The organism is Haloprofundus sp. MHR1 (genome assembly GCF_005155585.1).
In the GTDB taxonomy this organism is placed as follows: domain Archaea; phylum Halobacteriota; class Halobacteria; order Halobacteriales; family Haloferacaceae; genus Haloprofundus; species Haloprofundus halophilus.
This window is the reverse complement of record NZ_CP039833.1, coordinates 1,181,086-1,200,804: the sequence shown is the minus strand read 5'-3', so window position 1 is coordinate 1,200,804 and position 19,719 is coordinate 1,181,086. Positions and strand designations below refer to the sequence as shown.

General features: G+C 66.1%; 14 protein-coding genes. 6 read left to right on the top strand and 8 right to left on the bottom strand.

What is annotated here, in order from left to right; genetic code table 11:
- Positions 1-75 precede the first annotated feature (75 nt).
- Positions 76-1,614 (top strand): right-handed parallel beta-helix repeat-containing protein, encoded by a 1,539-nt coding sequence (locus tag FCF25_RS06020; protein WP_137047695.1) that lies wholly within the window; start codon positions 76-78, stop codon positions 1,612-1,614.
- A gap of 211 nt (positions 1,615-1,825) precedes the next feature.
- On the opposite strand, the gene FCF25_RS06015 is transcribed toward FCF25_RS06020, so the two are convergent.
- Positions 1,826-3,193 carry a polysaccharide deacetylase family protein gene (locus FCF25_RS06015; RefSeq protein WP_137049366.1) on the bottom strand — a complete coding sequence of 456 codons (1,368 nt, stop codon included), beginning with the start codon at positions 3,191-3,193 and terminating at the stop codon, positions 1,826-1,828.
- 78 nt (positions 3,194-3,271) lie between these two features.
- On the bottom strand, positions 3,272-4,576 hold the full coding sequence (locus tag FCF25_RS06010; RefSeq protein WP_137047693.1) for a glycosyltransferase family 4 protein: 1,305 nt from the start codon (positions 4,574-4,576) through the stop codon (positions 3,272-3,274).
- Between the two features lie 541 nt (positions 4,577-5,117).
- On the opposite strand from FCF25_RS06010, the gene FCF25_RS06005 reads away from it, so the two are divergent.
- From FCF25_RS06005 to FCF25_RS05995, 3 genes are read left to right on the top strand one after another with little or no spacing between them, the layout of a single operon-like run.
- The gene (locus tag FCF25_RS06005; RefSeq protein WP_137047692.1) at positions 5,118-6,827 is read left to right on the top strand and encodes an asparagine synthase-related protein; all 1,710 of its coding nucleotides are present in this window, start codon (positions 5,118-5,120) and stop codon (positions 6,825-6,827) included.
- Positions 6,828-6,832: 5 nt separating this feature from the next.
- Positions 6,833-7,963 (top strand): DUF1616 domain-containing protein, encoded by a 1,131-nt coding sequence (locus FCF25_RS06000; RefSeq protein WP_168191211.1) that lies wholly within the window; start codon positions 6,833-6,835, stop codon positions 7,961-7,963.
- Positions 7,963-8,529, top strand: a complete 567-nt coding sequence (locus tag FCF25_RS05995) for a metal-dependent hydrolase (RefSeq protein WP_137047688.1) — start codon at positions 7,963-7,965, stop codon at positions 8,527-8,529. The genes FCF25_RS06000 and FCF25_RS05995 overlap by 1 nt, the downstream gene beginning before the upstream one ends.
- Before the next feature lie 25 nt (positions 8,530-8,554).
- Here FCF25_RS05995 and FCF25_RS05990 read toward each other — a convergent pair whose 3' ends face one another.
- The 6 genes from FCF25_RS05990 to FCF25_RS05965 all read right to left on the bottom strand — a co-directional run bounded on the left by FCF25_RS05990 (position 8,555) and on the right by FCF25_RS05965 (position 15,964).
- Positions 8,555-8,995, bottom strand: a complete 441-nt coding sequence (locus tag FCF25_RS05990) for a hypothetical protein (RefSeq protein WP_137047686.1) — start codon at positions 8,993-8,995, stop codon at positions 8,555-8,557.
- A 557-nt stretch (positions 8,996-9,552) separates the two neighbouring features.
- On the bottom strand, positions 9,553-11,547 hold the full coding sequence (locus FCF25_RS05985; RefSeq protein WP_117595242.1) for a hypothetical protein: 1,995 nt from the start codon (positions 11,545-11,547) through the stop codon (positions 9,553-9,555).
- 1 nt (position 11,548) lies between these two features.
- Positions 11,549-12,484: a glycosyltransferase gene (locus FCF25_RS05980; RefSeq protein ID WP_137047684.1), complete on the bottom strand. Its 936-nt coding sequence runs from the start codon at positions 12,482-12,484 to the stop codon at positions 11,549-11,551.
- Positions 12,481-13,539, bottom strand: a complete 1,059-nt coding sequence (locus tag FCF25_RS05975; protein ID WP_137047682.1) for a DUF354 domain-containing protein — start codon at positions 13,537-13,539, stop codon at positions 12,481-12,483. The genes FCF25_RS05980 and FCF25_RS05975 overlap by 4 nt, the downstream gene beginning before the upstream one ends.
- Entirely contained in the window at positions 13,536-14,618 is a 1,083-nt protein-coding gene (locus FCF25_RS05970) for a glycosyltransferase family 2 protein (protein WP_137047681.1), read from the bottom strand. The genes FCF25_RS05975 and FCF25_RS05970 overlap by 4 nt, the downstream gene beginning before the upstream one ends.
- Entirely contained in the window at positions 14,618-15,964 is a 1,347-nt protein-coding gene (locus FCF25_RS05965) for a nucleotide sugar dehydrogenase (protein WP_117595238.1), read from the bottom strand. Before FCF25_RS05965 ends, FCF25_RS05970 begins: the two co-directional genes overlap by 1 nt.
- A gap of 887 nt (positions 15,965-16,851) precedes the next feature.
- Between FCF25_RS05965 and FCF25_RS15860 the strand changes: the two genes are divergently transcribed.
- Together FCF25_RS15860 and FCF25_RS05955 are read left to right on the top strand one after the other, a co-directional pair.
- Positions 16,852-17,484, top strand: a complete 633-nt coding sequence (locus tag FCF25_RS15860) for a hypothetical protein (RefSeq protein WP_254425892.1) — start codon at positions 16,852-16,854, stop codon at positions 17,482-17,484.
- Between the two features lie 367 nt (positions 17,485-17,851).
- On the top strand, positions 17,852-19,210 hold the full coding sequence (locus FCF25_RS05955) for a helix-turn-helix domain-containing protein (protein ID WP_217353096.1): 1,359 nt from the start codon (positions 17,852-17,854) through the stop codon (positions 19,208-19,210).
- Positions 19,211-19,719: the final 509 nt, after the last annotated feature.

Sequence of the window (19,719 nt, the reverse complement as noted above, 5' to 3'; positions counted from 1 at the left end):
TTTCGAGTGTTGTAGTACGGTTTCCGCACTGTTAGCCGGGTGGTAATAAAACACACTCAGCAGTGCGTGATAGACGTGCCTACCGATAACTCTCGAAACAGGCAACTGAATCGTCGCTCGTATCTCTCACTGGCCGGGGCCGCTGCCCTCGGCATCGCATCGTCTTCGGGCACCGCCGCTGCGACACACTCGCTGAACGACGACTACGGAACCGTCGTCGACATCGTCGACGCCGGAGCCGACCCGGAGGGGGGTGAGTCGATTACGCCGGTTCTCCGCGAGGTAGCCGACGACGACACGCTCGTCAAGTTCCCGCCGGGCCGCTACTACATGGACGAGCAGTTCCGCTTCACCGGCTTTTCGAACTTCGGACTCGCCAGCAACGGCGCGACTATCGTCCCGGCGAGCTACGAGGAGTTCGACGGCCCCCAGTACCGCCTCTTCCGGCTCGGTGTCGACTACGACCCGGGCGTCGACCTCCACATCGAGAACTTCACCATCGACCAGACCGCCGCCGACACGGGTATTCGCGCCTTCCACGTCGAAGTCGACGACGGCCTCGTCGTCCGCGACGTCGACGTCGTCGGCGAGCACGACAGCGGCACGTGGGGGCCGGGACTGTTCAACATCACCAGCTCGTCGGGCTCGGGTCTCGTCGAGAACTTCCGTGCGCCCGACGGCGGTACGTATTCGGCGCGGACGCCCGGCGACCTCCGGTGGGGTCCGACCGGCATCATCGTCGACGTGAACCACCGCGGAACCATCGAGTTCCGCGACTGCGAACTCGGCGGCTTCCCCGACAACGGCCTCTACGTCTCCGACGACGACGGTCAGGTCGTCGTCCGCGGCGGCGAGTACCGAAACAGCAGGGCGGCGAGCATCCGCCTCGCCGGACAGAACAGCTACGTCCGCGGCGCGACGGTCGTCGTCGACCGAAACCGCGAGTACGACGTCAACCAACGGGGTATCCGCCTCGAAAACGGGTCGGGGCTGTCGGTGTTCGACACGACGATTCGACTCGACGCGGCCAACGGCGCGGCCGTCTCGGTGCAGAACAGCGCCGACTCCGCGTGGCTCTCGGGACTCTCCATCAGCGTCGACGGCGACGAACCGAACCACGGCGTCGTCGTCTCCCCGGAGGCGGGCGAGACGGTGCTCCTCCACAGCGACATCGAACAGCGGACTCCGGGCGGCTACGGTCTCTGGACGAAGGCCGGCTCGAACTCCGAGCGCGCCGTCGCCGAGTACTGCACGTTCACCGGCAGCGTCGGCGACGACACCGCTCGCGCGGCGATTCGCGCCGACCGGGACAACACCCAGATTCGCGCGGTCACCATCGACCAGATAAGCACGCGATACCGCCACGGCATCGAACTCACCGGTGACGACTGCTTCCTCTACGGCGGCCGGTACATCTCCGGCGGCTATCCGGTCGTCAACGTCGGCGACGACACCTGGATGGAGGAACTCACGGCCGGGTCGACCGGCGGCAGGGAAGCGGTCCAGCTCTACGACCAGAGCAGCGGCGTGACGATCAAGGAGAGCGTCCTCGAAAACGGCATCGAGGACCGCGGTTCCGCGGGACTGCGAACGTATCTCAACGAGTACCCGTAAGTCGGTCGTCGCGGTGTGGTGTGTCTACGCTTCGGGGTCGCTCGTCGACACTGTTCCCGGATACGACACCGTATCGAGGCTGCACGAACAGAGAATCGGAAACCGGGAGTCGAAGAGAAACGGAAGCGGCGCGTCGGTCCGTTTCGCGTCTGACCGAGACGGGGACCGTAGAGCCGACGGAGCGCGAGCGACGGGTCGCAGTGAAGCCGAGTTACGGTGCGGACTTCCGGAGCTTCCAGAGCTCGGAGAAGTTGATGACCTCGACACCGTCTTTCTGGTCGACGTGTTCGAGGAGCTTCTTGTAGTCGCTCTTGTTCATCGTGTTGTCGTTGTTGAAGTCGTGGAAGTTGAGGATACCCACGTTCTGGTGTTTCGCACACTGGTCGACGACCCGCTTGGCGATGTTCAGGTCGTGACCGACGGTTCGGGGTAGCACGAGCGGGTCGAACGCGTACGGACTCGTCGTGTTCAGGTCGAACGACTGGTTCATTCCGCCCATGTAGTGGTACTTGTTGACGACGTCGAGCGCCGTCGCGTCGTAGTCGTTGCCGGGGTAGACGACGAAGTTGGAACTCTCGAAGCCGTGACCCAGCAGCCACTGCTTGTTCTGCTGGAGCGTCTGCTGGAGTTCGTCGCCCGATAGGGCGTGGAAGCGGTTCCTGATGCTCTCGTGGGCGACGATCTCGTCGCCCGCCTCGTGGCGCTCCTTCAGTTCACCGAGCGTCATGAACTTGTTCTGTCCGACGAATCGCGGGACTGCGGCCTGGACGGCCGGCATGTCGAACTCGTCGTGCAGCGGCGCAGCGTCGTTATAGTAGCTCTTGCGCCCGTCGTCCCAACTGAAGACGATGTACCCTTTGTCGGGCTTGTCGTGGATGCGGAGGTCGTCGACCCACACCTCGATATCGTCGCTGGTGGCGTTGTTGGCGACGATTTCGATGCGGTTGATCTGTGTGAGGTCCGGCGGCGTCTTGCTCGTCTCGTAGACGCCGGGCGCCGTGCGGAACCAGCCCACGTCGGGGGTCTCCATCGAGATGTTCCGCAGTTCGAGCACCGCGTAGTTGCCGAAGGGGTCGCGGAGGTAGACGAACAGCGCGAACTTCGAGGGCGTCGTCGTGCGCAGCGCGAGCGAGAAATCCTTCTTCGTGAGGTCGCGGTTGTTCTCGAACGAGCGCTCGATGCTGGCGTTTTCGCCGTCTTTGCCGGTGATCTTCGCGCTCGAATCGCCTCTGAAGGCGTGTTTGGAGGACGACTTCATCTCGCCCGCGTTCGAGAACCACGCCGAGAGGTCGGTGAAGTCGTCGAGCAGCTCGCCCGGCTTGTTGTACTTCTCGCGGCTCTTGTAGGTCGTCTCGACCTCCGCGGCCTCGTCGGCCGGCTCTTCGGTCTCGGTCGGTTCGTCGGTCGCCGCGTCGTCGCCCGCGGTCTGATTCGCGCTCTGGGTCGTCCCGTTGGCGGCGGAGTCGTTAGCGTCGTCGGGCGACTGGCCGCTGCAACCCGCGACGGCGACGAGGCCGGCTAAGCCGGCCGCACCTGTGGTCTGGAGGAACCGTCTTCGGCTTCGACTGTCGTCCTTCATCTGTACCTCCCACTTCGCAAACCCAGTGCATTACTATGAATCCGCTATGCGCCCCCGTCGACTCGGCTTACCGACGCGCTAATCGGTGCGAACGACCGTTCGCTCCGTTTCGAACGTTTCAGTCCGTTCGGTCGGAGGCCGTCCCGCCCGGACGTCGGCGTACAGCGACAGGAACTCCGAGACGACGCGTTCGCGCGAAAAGCGCGCCAACTGGTCCGGAATCGCCGCTCGGTGGCCGTCGTACCCCTCGCGAAGGCGTCCGAACGCACGCGCGAGCGACTCGGGGTCGTCGGACTCGAACCGGACGCCGGCGTCGCCGACGACGAAGTCCGTGCTCCCCACGTCCGAGGAGAGTACGGGCGTTCCGCTCGACAGCGCTTCGAGGAAGACGCGGCCGAACGGTTCGTCGAGCAGGCCGGGGTAGACGAACGCGTCGGCGGCGGCGTACTCCGCGGGCAGGTCGTCGTGGTCGACGAACCCGAGCCACTCGACGTGCTCGTCGACGCCCAACTCCGTCGATAGCGAGCGGAGCGCGTCACCGTACGGTCCGGCCCCGGCGATGCGGACGCGCACGTCGTGGCCGTCGTCGAGTATCGAGGGCAGCGCCCGGAGCAGCACCTGAAACCCCTTGACGTACTTGAACGCGCCGACGGCCAGCAGCGTGAACGGGTCGTCGTCGCCGCGGCCGAGGTCGGGGTCGCCGTCGCGTTTGTACGCCGCGGGGTCGGAGACGGCGAACTCGTCGCTGTCGAAGTGCGGAATCACTCTGAGACGCTCCTCGGGGAAGCCGAACTCGGCGTAGTCGTCGCGCTGGTGCGGCGACAGCAGGTGGTACGCCGAGATACCCTCGCGCGCGGCGATGGACTTTTGGACGAACTCGACTTTCGCCAGCGAGTCGTAGGACGAGCGAAGCGTCGTCTCGACCCCCGACTTGCGGGTGTAGGCGCTCCCGGCGATACAGGCCGTACACTTCGCTCGGCCCGGCCCGCCGCACTTCTCGCGGTCCATCCACATCATGTCGCCCTTCGGACAGACCGGCTGGTAGGAGTTCAGCGTCACGATCGTGGGGGTCGAGAGCGCGGACAGCGGCTCGATGAACCCCGTCGAGTACGAGTGGACGAGGTCGTGTCGCTCCAGTCGGTCGGTGAGATCCTCGACGACGCCGATTTTCGCCAGCAGCGGGTGCGGTAGTTTCGGGAGGTCGTCGCGGACGACGTAATCGACGCGGTCGGTCGCGGGTAACCGCGAGCGGTCGGCGGTCCGTTGGCTGACGACGTACACCGTCAGATCGTGGTGTTTCGAGAGTTCGCGGATGAGGAGGGCCGCGGTGTACGTCGCGCCGGTTCCGTCCAGACCTGGGACCTCGACGGGGAGAAACCCCACGTCGAGCCGTTCGTCGGGCGTCGTGGCCGAGTCCGACGCCGTAGCCGAGTCCGACGCCGCGGTCGAGTCCGACGTCGTAGCGGAGTCTGATGTCGCGGTCGGGTTCGACGTCGCGGCCGGGTCCCGCGTCCGGTCGCGGTCACCCACGGGTCGTCACCGGGGACTGGTCCCGACGGCGTCGACGCGAGTTCGGTGCGACCGATGCGCACGCGCGACGCTGGAGAGGCGGAGTGGTCATCGAGGAGATACTGTGGGCTCAAAGTGGATTATTATGAACTCGGTAAGGCCGCGTTCGCGTTCGAGACGGCGGTTACGCCCACCACAATCCGGCCGGTGAACTGGCTTACCCGGTCCATAGCAAAGCCCCGGGCGTTCCCAGAGAGTCGTATCCGCACCTATCGACAGCTATGATATCGACCACCCGCCGCCCGAGTCGACCCGTCGCGTCGACCGACCGCGGTACATCCACCCCATCCACAGTCGAACAGCGTTCCGTGCGTGTTCGTCCCCTCCCGCGAGAACGGAGTGTGAGACAGTGAGCATGCAGAAGCAGTTCTTCGGCGTCTTCGGCGACGCCCGCCAGTTCGAGCGCCTGCGCTCGCCACACGAGTTCGACACCGTCGTCGGCGGCGACGTCGCCACCGTCGGCATCCGCGACCCCGGCCTCGGCCACCCCGGACGCAGCGACACGTACTCCGGTCCGAAAGGCGAGTGCGCGGTCTGGGGCGAGGCGTACGCGCCCGGCACCCACAACAACGTCGCCGAGTGGGTTCTCGACCGCTACGCCGAGGTCGGACACGACGCGTTCTCCGAACTCAACGGCTCCTACCTCGTCTTCGTCGAACGGGACGGCGAGGCGTTCGTCGTCAACGACCCCATCCGCTCGTGGGACTGTTTCTACGCCGACACCGACGACGGGCGCGTGTTCAGCTCCGACGCGGCCGCCGTCGCGCGGACGCTCTCGGGTCACGCCGTCCGCCGCGACGCCCTCCTCGAGTTCCTCCACCTCGGCGTCGTTCTCGGCGAGAAATCGCTGCTCGAACGGATGTTCCGCCTCCCTATCGACGCGGTACTCACCGAATCGGAGACGTACGACCTCTCGCGGTTCGTCTACGAACCGCAGGAGTTCGACTACGTCCAGGAACTGGCCGACCGACTCGGACGGGCGGTCCGCCGCCGCGCCCGCATGCCGGGCCGGAAGGGACTGCTCCTCTCGGCGGGGTACGACTCGCGGACGGTGCTCTCGAAGATGCCCGAGATCGAACACTGCTACACCGTCGGCCACCCCGAAGGGCAAGAGACCGGGGGCGCGCGGACCCTCGCCACCCAGTACGGTGCCGAACACACCGCGTTCCGGCCGACGCACCGATACCTGATGGCCGACGAGTCGAAAGTCCGCTACTCGCAGGGAATCAAGGAGTCGCTCCACATCCACCACGCGGGCTACTCCGACGAGATGGACGTCGACTCGATGTTCCACGGACTGCTCTGCGACACGTTCCTCCGCGGGCACTTCCTCGCGCAGGACGGCGTCGAGCTGTTCGGCAAGACCGTACCGTTCCGCCGCCTCGACCCGAACCCGAACCCCGTCGAGAACCTGCTCTCGAAACTCGGCTACATGCCCGAGGCGAGTCAGGCCGTCGCCGACCAACTCGTCGGCCTCGACGCCGACCCGGCGACGTTCGTCAGAGACGCCGTCTCCCGCGAGTTCGAGAAGGCGTGGGACCGCGCCGACGGCGTCCAGAACGCCATCGACATCACGGGCATCAGCAACCAGCCGTCGACGCCGTTCCGGACCCACCTCGCGGACAACTTCTTCGAGTCGTTCGTCGTCGCGGACGCGGAACTGCTCGACTGGCACCTGACGACGCCGCCGCAGCACCGCAACACGGCGACGTTCATCAAGGCGCTTCGCCGCCTCGACGACGACATCCTGCGGAACCCGCCGCCGGACCGCCCGTACGACACGCAGATTCTCAACCACGTCGAGGGGTTCCTCCGTCGCAAACTGCCGCTCGTCGAGGGCTTCGAGTCGCCGTGGCCCGATCGCCGAGACATCTACCGCGAGTACGAACTCGACGAGGTGCTGTTCCCCGACGAACCGTACGTCCACGACCTCCCGGTGCGGCACAAGCTCCGTATCAACGACAGCTTCGGCTGGCTCGAACTCTGCACGGAGCGGTCGATCCGCCCGAAAGAGGTGTTCGCCGTCGACGAACGCGTCCCGGACACGGGCAAACGAGGTGCCTGATACCCGTGTCCCACTCCCCGTACTCGCGCCGCAGTCCGTGGTTCACCGACCTCGTCGCCGCGCTCGCGCTCCTCGGCGTCTCGGCCGCCGCGATTCACACCTCCCTCACCGGACTGCCGCGACTCCTCCTCACGATGCCGCTCGTGCTGTTCCTGCCGGGGTACGCGCTGGTCTCCGCCATCTTCCCCGACCGAAACACCACCTCCCGAACCGCCTTCGACGACGCCGTTTCGGGGCTTCGGAACCCGCTCCCGACCGCCCGGTCGGTGACGGGTGTCGAGCGCTTCGCGCTGGCCGTCGTCGGCAGTGCGTTGGTCGTCCCGCTCATCACGCTGGGCGTCCACTTATCGCCGCAACCCATCGAACTGCTGCCCGTCGCCGTCGGCGTCGAGGCGACGACGGCCGTGCTGTTGCTCGTCGCGTTCGTGCGCCGGGCGACGCTCGACTTGGACGAGCGCTACGCACCGCCGTATCCGACCGCCATCACGGGGCTGTTCTCCTCGCGGCCGCCGGAGCATCCGATGCGCGGTCGGGCCGAGGGCGGACGGCTCCCGGCCGTCGCGCTGGCTTTGAGCCTGCTCGTCCTGCTCTCGACGGTCGGCTACGCGGCGACGGTGCCGACCGACGACGAGGGCTTCACCGAGTTCTACGTCGAGACCGAGAACGTCGACGGCGACACGCAGTCGATGTACCAGAACCAGTTCGCGGCCGGAGAGCCGGCGAACGTCACTTTCGGCGTCGAGAACCGCGAGCAGCAGACCGAGTCGTACAGCGTCGTCGTACTGAGCGAGCGAGTGCAGACGAACGGCAACGAGACGACGGTGACCGAATCCGAACAGATCGGGTTGACGGACCTCACGCTCGACTCCAGAGAGAACGTCACCCGCGACGTGACGGTGACGCCGTCGATGTCCGGCGACGTTCGGTTTACGCTGCTGTTGTACCGGGGCGACGCACCCGCAGACCCGTCGGTTGAGAACGCCTACCGGAGTCTCAAACTGTACGTCACCGTCTCCGGCGGTGGCGGACAGAACGGGTCGCTCGCGGGTCCGTCCGCCTCGGGAAGCGATGCGGGTGACGCGGCGCTCGCCGCGGACGCTCTCACAGCATCGACCCGGTCTACGGGCACCCGCTGATGTGGCCCTGGGAACATCTCGCCTTCGGCTACGTGCTCTACTCGCTGTTTCGACACACGACCGGACGGAGTCCGACGGGCCCCGAAGTGTTCGTCCTCGCGGCGGCGACGCAGTTTCCCGACCTGGTCGACAAGCCGCTCTCGTGGACCTTCGGCGTCGTGCCGACGGGGTACGGGCTCGCGCACTCGGTCTTTCTCGTGCCCGTCTTCGCCGTCGCGGCGCTGCTCCTCGCAAAGCGGCTCGGCGGCGTGATGTGGGGCGCGGCGTTCGTCGTCGGCCACCTCTCGCATCTCGTCGGCGACGTCATCTACCCGCTCGTCGAGGGTGATGCCCTCTCGTTCGACCCGCTGTTGTGGCCGCTGGTCAACAACACCGGCGCGGCCCCCGAAGCCGGGTCGCTGGAACTCGTCGTCTACTACCTCGCTCGGTGGCTGGTCGACATCGTCCGACTCGACGTGAGCCTGCTCCTGGCCTTCGAGTTGGCGCTGGCGGCGTTCGTCTTCGGTCTCTGGGCGTACGACGGCTTCCCCGGCGTGGCGACGGCGGTCCGGCCGCTACGTCGGTGATTCCACGTCTGCTTTTCGACGCAACTCACGCTCCGTTCTCTGCACAGCCCTCGTAGACGTAGGAGAAGTGAAAGCCGCCGCCGCGTTCGACGGTCGGGCGCACGCCGAGACAGCCGCCGTCCTCGACGACCCCCTCGGTCGGAACGCTGCGTAGCGGGCCGTCGTCTACTCGGACGTGGACCGCGTACTCTCCCGACTCCGCGAGCGGCGGTTCGAAGACGAGGCCACCCTCCCGTTCGAGGCTCCCGTCGCTCCACTCGCCCGACGACGCGACGCCGGAGTCGAGGAAGACGAGCGAGTCGCCCTCGGTGACTCCGACGGTGACGTCGTGTTCCTCGGCGTCTCGGTTCTGGACGACGACCGAAGCGAGTCGGTACGAGGGGGCGGTGCCTTCGAACGTCGAACACCCGGCGAGGAGGGGGAAGGAGGCGGAGGCGATTCCCGAGAGGACCGTTCTGCGTCGCATGCGATAGCTGCAGTTGCTCGGCTGATGTCCGTTTCGACACCGCTTCGGAACCGAGCGAGGTTCGTCGTCGTCCGAGCGATGAGTTCTCTGCGACTCGCGGTAGCGACGCCTCAACGGTGCGCCACCCCGAACTCCTACCGAACGGAAAACGGCGGACGCGTTCGAACAGGACTCCGCCAGAGACAGCTGCGACGGCGACCCGATTCGGGTGGTGACGGTTGCGAGGTCGAGTACCGTGACCGCGGCGCTCCCGACCCGGCAACCGCCGTGCCGACGAACAGCGGGCGCTGCCGCTGGCTAAATCGAACGCCGCAGTCGGGCAAAATCACGAGACTGAACGACTCGACGGCTAATCCGACGACGGCGACGGCGGAGGAGAGAACGGCGCCGACAGCCCGGCGAGGAAGCGTTCTTTCCGGCGTCACTCTCCATCGTCGCTTTCCGTCGTCGCTCGGCGTCGGTCGTCGCTTGCTACTGCCGCTCTCCGCCGTTGCGGTCGTCACCGAAGGTGTTGCGAGAACAGAGCGCTGTGAGAGGTGAATCCGGTGAGAAGGAGATCAGGCGCCGGCGTTCCCGTCCGACGGCGTGACGCACATCCGCACGTCGCCGTTGTCGTACAGCGTGCTCTGTGACGGTCGGCAGATGCGCTCCTGCGGAATGTCGCGCGGTTCGCCGATGCCCTGCTCGTTGACGAAGTACGTCGTCCCCGAGGACTGGAACTCGCGGTAGACAGTCACGTCGTGGTCGACGGGGTCCCCGTCGGTGACGTTCGCCGTGTCGGCCGTGTAGGCCCCCGTTCGCTTGAACACCGTCTGGTACGGGTGGTCGGTCCGCAGCTGCTGCTCGGGGCGAATCTCCATCGGGTCGGGGCCGCCGGTCATCTCGCCGATGGTGTGGACGGCGGCGACGGACTCCTCGTTGTAGCTCAGCGTCTCGCCCTGCGGAAGCACCGGGTTGTCGATGGTGCCGTTCCGCGAGGCGACCATCGCGCCGGGGAACATCAGCGCGGCGACGAGCAACCCGGCGACCAGGATTTTGGGATTGAGGTTCGCCACGAGGTAGCGCACGCCGACGGCGGTCAGAATCGCCATCGGGGCGTACATGAACGCGAACCACCGCTGGGGGATGAAGTTGCGGATGCCGAACATCGGCAGCCCCAGCGTGAACACGAGCATGATGGCCGTTCCGATGAGCAGCGTGAACACCGACTGCTTGGCGCGGTCGCGGTGGACCACGTACAGACAGCCGACGAACGTCCCGAGGAGGAGCAAGAGGAAGCCGAGCACGTCGATGTACGCCGCCAGTTCCGCCAGCGGCGGCGTGGGGCCGGAGGCGGCGCTCTCGCTCGATGCGGTGCTGGGTCCGCCCGCGAGGTTCCCGAACCCGGCGCTCGACGCCACCGTCTCCGCGAGGAAGCTCAGGATGGTCTCTAAGAACGTCCCGCCCTTGTACGGCGTGAACGACCAGAGGAAGGTGATGAGCCCCACGTCGAAGACGACGAGGCCGAGGATGTTCACCGGGTTGCGCGCGCGGAACACGTCCGGGCGGAGCCGCGAGACGCGATAGATGCCGAGGTTGAGGAGGAAGTACGCGACGACCGCGCCGCCGAAGACGACGAGCATGATGAACGACGACACCTGGTGGGTGAGGATGAGCGCCACTGACAGACCGGCGAGCAGCGCGAAGTCGCGCGCCGCGTAGTCGGTCTGCATCAGCCGAATCAGCGCGTACAGGACGGCCAGGAAGATGACGAGCCCCATGCTCGTCGGGATGATGTGCATCCCCCACTCGATGACGTAGTCACCGAGCGAGAACAGCGCCGCCGCGAGCACCGCCCACCGCTCGGCGACGAGTTCGCGCGTCGCCATGTAGATGAGAAGCGGCGACAGCGGGATGACGACGCCCAACGAGAGGTACAGCGCCGTCCGAAGCGGCACGTCGTAGATGAGCGACGCCGACGCGACGAGCAGGTGGTACAACGGCGAGACGTAGTGCTTGTCGTCGGAGATGGCGTCTAACGACCCTGCTTCGAGGATACCGGTCGTCAACTCGGGCAGGTGCGTCCAGATGTCGATGCCGATGAATCCGGGCACCGTCGCCAGCGCGGCAAAGCGGACGGTTCCGGCGACGAGAACGACCTGTAACAGCAGTATCGAGGGGTTGAACGCCTCTTCTTTGGCGAACAGTATCTGCAGGAGGAGGAGCGTCCCGGTCACCCCCGCGATACCGTAGAAGGCGACGCCTCGCTCGCCGGCGAGAACCGCCGCGAGTAGCATCCCGGCGGTTCCGAGCACGACGACGCTGGGGAGGAGCCGAGAGACGCCCGTCGGTAAGACGAACGCGGCCCCGTCGTTCTTCCCGTGGCCGCCGTACACCGACAGCAGGTACAGCACGGCAGCCCCACCGAGGACCAAGGGGATGGTCTCGACGTACACCTGCGAGAACAGGAAACGAAGCGGCACCATCGCGAGCGCGGCGAGCAGCGCGAGCACCGCCGCGTCCACGTCGAAACGACGGGCGCGGAGCCAGTCGCCGACCGAACTCGTGCTCATCTCAGGCGGCCCCCTGCGCGACGCACTCGTACAGTGAGGCGAGGCGCTCGCCCATCAGGTCGACGCTGACGTCCGGCGACACCGACCGTCGGCGCTCTCTGTCACCGAGCGAGTCGACGTCGGCGACCGTCCGGTCGAGTTCGGCCGCGAGTTCGTCGTTCGTCGTGCCGACGGCGACGCCCGGTGCGTCGCCGAACTCGTCGCGGACGAAGCCGACGTCGGTGGAGACGACGGGGAGACCGCAGGCGGCGGCCTCCTTGACTACCATCGGGCCGCTCTCGCGGCGCGAGGTGACGAGTAGCGCGTCGCTGGCGTTCATGTAGTACGGCATCTCCTCGTAGGGGACGTTCGAGACGGTCCGGAGGGTCACGTCGGCGTCGGCCGCCTCGACGACGGCGCGCGCGCGTGGGTAATCTTTCTCGTCGCGGGACTTCTCGTACGGAAACAGCGCGACCGTCTCGTCGGTGTCCCAGCCGATTCGCTTGCGCGCCTCGTCGCGGTCGACAGGTCGGAACCGGTCGGTGTCGACGCCGAACGGGAGGTGCGTGTAGTTCTGCCCGAGGTGACTCGCCATCGCGCGACTCGGGAGCACCGTCTCGTCGGCCGCGCGCGCGCCGACCCGGCTGAGGCGGCGAAGCCAACCGTACTCGCCCATGATGTCGGTTCCCCAGAGGGTGAGAACGAGCGGGCGCGTCGGCTGCGCCAGCGCGAACGGAACCGTCAGGCCGTAGTTCGCGTGGACGAGGTCGTAGGAGTCGAGTCCCTCGGCGAGAACCTCCGGGTAGTACCGGAGGTAGTCGCGGACGGTACGGGGGGAGTCGGGACTGTACTCGGCGGGAACCGAGACGACGGTACAGTCGACGCCCTGTGATTCCAGTGCCTCGACCTGTTGCTCGAAGAACGAGCGCGTCGAGGTGATGAGTTGGAGGACTCTCATGCTGTGAGTTTCTGTCTGCTGCCGCCGCCCGCCGACTCCACCTGGTCGACGATGACGTCGGTCACGTCGACGCGCTCGGCGAGCAGTCGGTCGCGGCGAGCCCGCCACGTCTCGGCGTCGGCGTCTCGGCCTTCGAGAACGTCGACGGCGCGGCTGAGCGCTTCTCTGTGGCGATTCGGCCCGTTGCAACTGTACACGAGGTCGTACTCGTCGTCGAGTTCGGTGACGTAGCCCAACGAGAGGCTGTTGACGTAGACGGCCGGCGTGCCGAGCATCGCGCACTCGGCGGCCGTCGTCGCCCCCTCGCCGACGTAGCAGTCGGCGTAGTACAGCAGGTCGTGCATCCGCTCGGGCGAGAGGTCGAGGCGGTGGCCCTCGATATCCTCGTCGAGTTCCATCTCCGCCGTGACGAACACTTTCGCGCCCGTCTCGGATAGTCGCTCGACGACCTCGCCGACGTCGTCGAAGCCACTCTGACCCATGTCGTGCGACGACCCCCAGTCGTTGAACCGGGTGACGACGAACGACTCGTCCTCGTCGAGGCCGAGGTCGTCGAGCACCGTCGGGTCCGGCGTGAACCGGTCGGGGTGGAGATACGCGAGTTCGTGGTAGCCCGAGTACCGCACCTGCTTTGAGCCGATGTCGCCGACGTAGCACGACGGCGTGCAGACGGTGTGGGCGAACGGGTACGCCAGCTTCTTGATGATGGTCGCGTGTTCGGTGTCGTAGAAGACGACGCTCCGAGCGCCGACGAGCGGCGCGACGTGGGCGGCGGCGACGCCGCCGATGGCGGTGATGACGTCGGGGTTCAGCTCGCGTGCACGTCGGAGCAACCGGAGTTCGTACGTCGCCTGCACCGCCGCTAACGAGGCCAGTCCGTTGGACTCGCCGGCCAGCACCTCGTGTTCGATGCCGTAGAGTTCGAGCAGGCGGACGGCCATCTCCTTCTCGCGGGCGAAGACGTGGACCTCGTGACCCCGCGCCTCCAGCTCCTCGATGGCGTGCTTGAAGAAGTGGACGTGGCCCGGGTGTTGGACGGTGACGGCGACTCTCACTCTCGGCGCACCTCCAACTCCTCGTTCTCCTGCATGTCGAACACCATCGCCAGGAGCACCGAGACGATGCCGATGGAAGCGAGAACGCCGCCGGAGCCGTCGCTCTCGTCGGAGACCGCTCCTTTGAGCGAATCGAGGACGCCCGCGCCGGCGATAGCCGCGCCGAAGAGGTACAGCCCCGCGAGGGGGTGGAAGTCGACGGTGAGGTACTTCACGCGCAGTCGCCACAGGAAGTCGCGAGCCAGGAGTGCCGACAGGCGGGGGACGAACGTCTTGTACTCGATGGTGCTCTCCTCGTCGCCGTAGACGGCCGGAATCGCCACGTCGGCGACCCGGAGACCGTGGGCGTTGAGTTTGACGAGCACGTCGTTGCAGAACCCGTAGCGCTCGTAGAGCTCCTGGTAATCGATGGTCTCCAGCGCCTCCCGCGAGATCGCGGTGTAGCCGTTCTGCGGGTCCATCGTCTTCCAGTAGCCGCTTGCCGCCTTCGTCAGCAGCGTGAGCAGCCAGTTACCGAACGAGCGCCAGGCGCTCATCCCCTCGCGGTACTCGCGGTAGCGGAGGCGGTTGCCCTTCGCGTAGTCGGCCTCGCCGGAGACGACCGGGTCGACGAGGCGGTCGAGTTTATCGGGGTCCATCTGTCCGTCGCCGTTCATCACGGCGACGACGTCGATGCCGTCGGCGAGCGCGCGCTCGTAGCCGGTCTTGATAGCGCCGCCGACGCCGCGGTTCTCCTCGAGACGGATGGGGACGACGCGTTCGTCGAACGCCGACGAGGACTCGGCGGCCTCGGAACCGGATTCGCGTTCGTGGGCGTCCGTGTCGTCGGCTGCCGCCGAGTCGTCGGGTCGGCGAAGTCGCGCCGTCCCGCCGTCGGTCTCGACCAGACGGCCGCTGCCGTGCGCGGCGTTCGCGCGCTCGGCGTGGCGCCGAATCTCGTCCCAGGTGCCGTCGGTCGACCGGTCGTCGACGACGTACACCCGGTCGACGAACGCGGGCATCGTGTCGATGACTTCGCCGACCAGGCCCTCCTCGTTGTAGGCGGGGACGACGACCCCGATTCTCGAATCTCGGTACATCAGACCCTCCGGTAGGTGAAGCCGTGCTCGACGACTTCCTCGGCGCTGAGCGCGCCGCAGACGTCGAGTAGGAACGGGTCGTCGTTCATCTCCTCGCGCGCGTCGTCGAGGTCGAGGCTGTCGAACACGTCGTGCGGCGTCGCCAGGACGATGCCGTCGGCGTTCTCGAAGGAGGGGTGGTCCATCACGTCGATGCCGAACGCCTGGCTCGTCTGTTCGGGGTCGGCGTGGGGGTCGAAGCCGAGCACGTCGACGCCGTACTCCTGCATCGTCTCGATGACGCCGTCGACCTTCGAGGTGCGGATGTCGGCGACGTTCGGTTTGTACGTCAGGCCGAGGACGACGACCCGACTCTCGCCGAGGACGTTACCGCAGTCGTTCAGCGTCTTCAGCGCGAGTTCGGAGACGTGCTCGGGCATGCGGCGGTTGACGTCGCGGGCCTTCAGCGTCAGCTCCGGAACGTATCCCTCCATCTTCGAGCGGTACGCGAAGTAGAACGGGTCGACGGGGATGCAGTGGCCGCCGACGAGTCCGGGTGAGTAGTCGTGGAAGTTCCACTTCGTCCCGGCCGCGTCGAGCACCTCCTGGGTGTCGATGCCGATGCGGTCGAAGGCGACGGCGAGTTCGTTCATCAGTGCGATGTTCAGGTCGCGCTGGACGTTCTCGACGACTTTCGACGCCTCGGCGGCTTCGAGCGACGACGTGCGATGGACGCCCGCGTCGACGACCTGCTCGTAGAGGTCGGCGACGTCCTCGAGCACGGCGGGGTTGTCCGCCCCGACGACCTTCACCACGTCGCGGAGGCCGTGCTCCTCGTCGCCCGGGGTAGCGCGCTCGGGCGAGTACGCGACGAAGAACTCCTCGCCCTCAGTCAGTCCCGACGCTTCTTCGAGTGCCGGGGTGAGTACAGTCCGCGTCGCACCGGGGAACACCGTCGATTCGAGGACGACCGTCGTCTCCGACGTCATCTGCGCGCCGACGGTCTCGGCGGCGCTCTCGACGAATCGAAGGTCGGGGTTCTCCATCTCGTCGACGGGCGTCGGTACCGTGACGATGACGTAGTCGGCGTCGGCGATGGCCGCGGGGTCCGTAGTGAACTCCACGTCGCTGTCGGCGACCACCGAGTCGCCGAGGTCGCCGGTCGTGTCGGTGCCCTCTGCGAGCGTGTCCACCTTCTCGTCGTCGATGTCGTAGCCGATGACCTGCTGGTCGACGCGGTCGAAGTGAACCGCCAGCGGGAGGCCGACGTACCCGAGACCGACGACGCAGATCGTCTCGGTCCGGGCGACCGGTTCGGCGTGGCGATTCTCGCCTCGACGACGGGCGTCGGTCAGTCCCGAACTCATCGCTGTTCCTCCGTATCGAGGAACCGTTCGTGTTCGACCGCGCAGTTCCGTCTGCCGTGACGAAGCGTCTGTGTCTCGCTCATGGGGGTAATCTCCCACCTGCGTAGACCGCAGGCGGGCTTCGGTTCTCCCGTATCACGATACCGGCTTTATTATAGAGCGAGTAAGCGACTCGCGCGAATTTCCGTCACACGCGACGGTTCGAAAAGGGGAACTTCGGCGGCTCTCGCGCCTCTGACGGCCGGTCTCCTCGGGCGAACCGTCGACTGTTTCGTTCTCCTATCCCGTTTAGGAGGTCCACAAGCCCTCTCGCGGTAGTTCAGCGCACCGAGACGCACTCGGACCCGACTGAGCACCGAACGCGTGCACGACGGTCCGTTTCAACGAATCTCACTGTTTCCGTGTTTGTGTCGCGTATAACAATGAGGGTCTCCGCCTTCTCTGGAACTGCGGGACGCTCCCGCGAACAGATGAAACGCACGACACTACCCCACGTCGACTCCGACCCCCACACAACGTCTCAGCGACTCCGACGGGTGGCCGAGTCGAAAGCTACGGCCGAGGTGACCGAACAGTTCGACGAGTGAGACCCCGCGAACGGGCACCGTGACTGCCGCCGAGAACTCCCCTCTTCGGCGGCGCGACGAGTGACTGTCAACCCTCTCTTCACGCCCGTTCTACCAGATTCGTTACCATTATTTGACGAAGTCTGCGTGCGCTCGCCGAAGCTCGTATCAGACTCGTGATTGAACTTCTAAAAACGTCCAGAACGGTCGTTTACAACGATGTGAAACGGTCCGCAACAGTTCGAGCGATCGTTTGCAACAGTTGCGACTATCGATACGGACATCCTGATTTATTACCCACCCAGGGTTTGTACCTGGCACATGACAGTCACAGAGTCCGATAACACGGCCCCGTTCGAGCCCCCCCAACTGGACACCGAAACGCCCCTCTCGAAGGACCAGTTGTTCCACATCCTTCAGAACCGTCGCCGCCGCGACGTACTCTGGTACCTTCGCGGTACCGAGGGCCCGGTTCGCATGCGCGACATCGCAGAACAGGTCGCCGCCTGGGAGAACGACACCACCGTCGAAGCGTTGATGTCCGATCAGCGCCAGCGCGTGTACATCGCTCTCTACCAGGAACACCTCCCGAAACTCGACGAAGACGGCGTCATCGACTACAACAAGAGCCGGGGTGTCGTCGAGCGAAACGACATCGCCGACCAGTTCGACCCGTACCTGACGAACGAGATCGTCGAGGAGGCGACTACATCTAGCCCCGCAACCCCCGGGGTCGAGGCGGCAGAGTCGGCACCCTGGCAGAAGTACTCGATCGGCGTTTCGGGTGTCGGTGCGCTCGCACTCCTCGGAATCACCTTCGATGCGCCCGTACTCGGTCAGTCCGGAAGCCTCGCGGTAGGCGTCGTCGCGGTGATGCTCACAGTGGTCACCCTCGCGTACGCCCTCTCGGGGTACTCCCGGTCGACGCTCTCGCCGGACGGTAACGGCGAGTAATCCCCTCGCCTGACGTCATCCTTCCCCCGTTTACCTCCGTCGGGCCGTTATGTAAGAGAATAATTAAGAATATCCGAATGCGCGATTATTTCAATGATCGGTTACCGGCCAATTCGAGCCTCCAGGGCGTGTTCCGACCGATACCTGAAATTAGTCATTGTAGAACAATTGTATCGGTAATGAGACATTACGACACCGAAAGAACTACGTTCGACATCCTCCGACCTCTCGTATCCACCGGTCGAGGAGAGAGTGTGACGTGACGCAATCGAAACACCGTGTCGCCCGGACGATGCTAGCCCTCAGTGTAGTCCTCGCGAGTGTCTCCGCGCTCGCAGCGGTGGCTCCGGTCGCCGCGTCGCAGCCAGTGGCGTCGAGTGCGAACTCCTCGTTCGAGGGGCTCTCGGTCTCGGAGAAGGGGACCCTCCGACAGGGCGACCAGACGTACGTCTGGCGGAACGAGTCGAGCACGCTCTCGACGCGCTTTCACAACGCCGGAAACAGCTCGCTGTACGAGTTCTGCGCTCACGTCGAGGACGACGACGGGAAGCGGGTCGAACTCGACTGCCAGCAGATGAACGTCGACCCGGACGGGTCGCGGAGAGTCACGTTCGACTTCGAGCGATATCCGGAGGGTATCTCCGGCGAGCGCAACGTCACCGTCGTCGCCTCCCGCGGATTCGGAAACGAGGAAGCCGTCGCCGAAACGACGGCGACGTACACGTTCGTCGAGCGGGCCGGCGACCACGACGGTGACGGCCTGGTGAACGAACGCGAGGTCCAACTCGGGACCGCTCTCGACTCCCGAGACACCGACGGCGACGGCCTCTCGGACGGCACGGAGGTCGACGACCGCGGGACGAACCCCCTCGACCCCGACACCGACGACGACGACCTCAGAGACCAACAGGAGATAATCCTCGGAACCAACCCTCTGGACGCAGACACCGACGGTGACGGTCTCTCCGACGGCGCGGAAGTCGACGACCACGGGACGGACCCGCAGGACCCCGACTCCGACGGCGACGGCCTCTCCGACGATCAGGAACTCGCGTTGGGGACCGACCCGCGGAACGAGGACACCGACGGCGACGGACTCCTCGACGGCGAGGAGGTCGACAGACACAACACGGATCCGCTGAACTCCGACACCGACGGCGACGGCCTCGCCGACCGCGCGGAAGTCGACCGCTACGGCACCAGCCCGCTACGCGTCGACACCGACGGCGACGGCCTCACCGACAGTCAGGAGATTGCGCTGGGAACCAATCCGAACAACCCGGCAACGACCGTCGGCTTCGCCGGCCTGGCGCTGGCCGTGCTCGCCGGTCTCGGCATCTGGTACCGCCGGAGTCGGTACAGCGTCGCCGCGGTGGTCCGCAAACGCGGCAGCGACATCGTCAAGGCAGTGAAGACGGACGGCGATGCCGACCTCCGCGGAGGGGAGCGCGACCCCGCCGCCGGCGACCCGGCCGGCGCACCACCGGTGGAGGCGCAGGTACCGCTCTCCGACGACGGCCGCGTCCTCAAGATGCTCCAGGAGGAGAGCGGTCGGCTGAGACAGAGCGAGATCGTCGACCGAACCGAGTGGTCGAAGTCGAAAGTCAGCCGCCTCCTCTCGCGGATGGAGGAGGAGGGCAAACTCACGAAGATAAACGTAGGCCGCGAGAACGTCATCGCGCTCACCGACGAGACGCCCGACTGGGCCGACTCCGCCCTTCGGTGACCGCCTCTGCGATTCGATTTCGACCCCGCCCCGTCGAACCCCGAACCGAACGTCCACGCTCGCGTCCGTGCCCGTCGCCGCTGTCGACGCTGACTCACCGAACCGTTCCTTCTGCAACTCGCTGGTCCGCTGCTCTTGGACGACGCGTGCACGAGAGGGTCGATTCCGCAGTCGTACGGGTGCGGTCACCGTGCGTTCAAACGGGCTCCTGCCGCCCTCACTCGCACTCCCCTCGGCGTTGCCTCAGACAGTAGCCCTGCCCTCGTCAGCGCTCACTGCGGCCTCGAACGCTCGTCGAGAGGGAAGCAATCAGCACGCGAGCCGAGTCGCTTTCCGAGGTGTGGCCCGAACTTTCGGGGACGGTTGACTCGCCGACGGTCACCCCCGGTTCCCGTTAGTGCGCCCGTGTGCGGTCGTCTCTGTCCGCCTAGCTGGGTTGGGGACGTCCACCTCAGCGCTATCCGTCCGGACGGTTGGGGACGTCCACATCGGCAGTTCTCGGCGGAGAC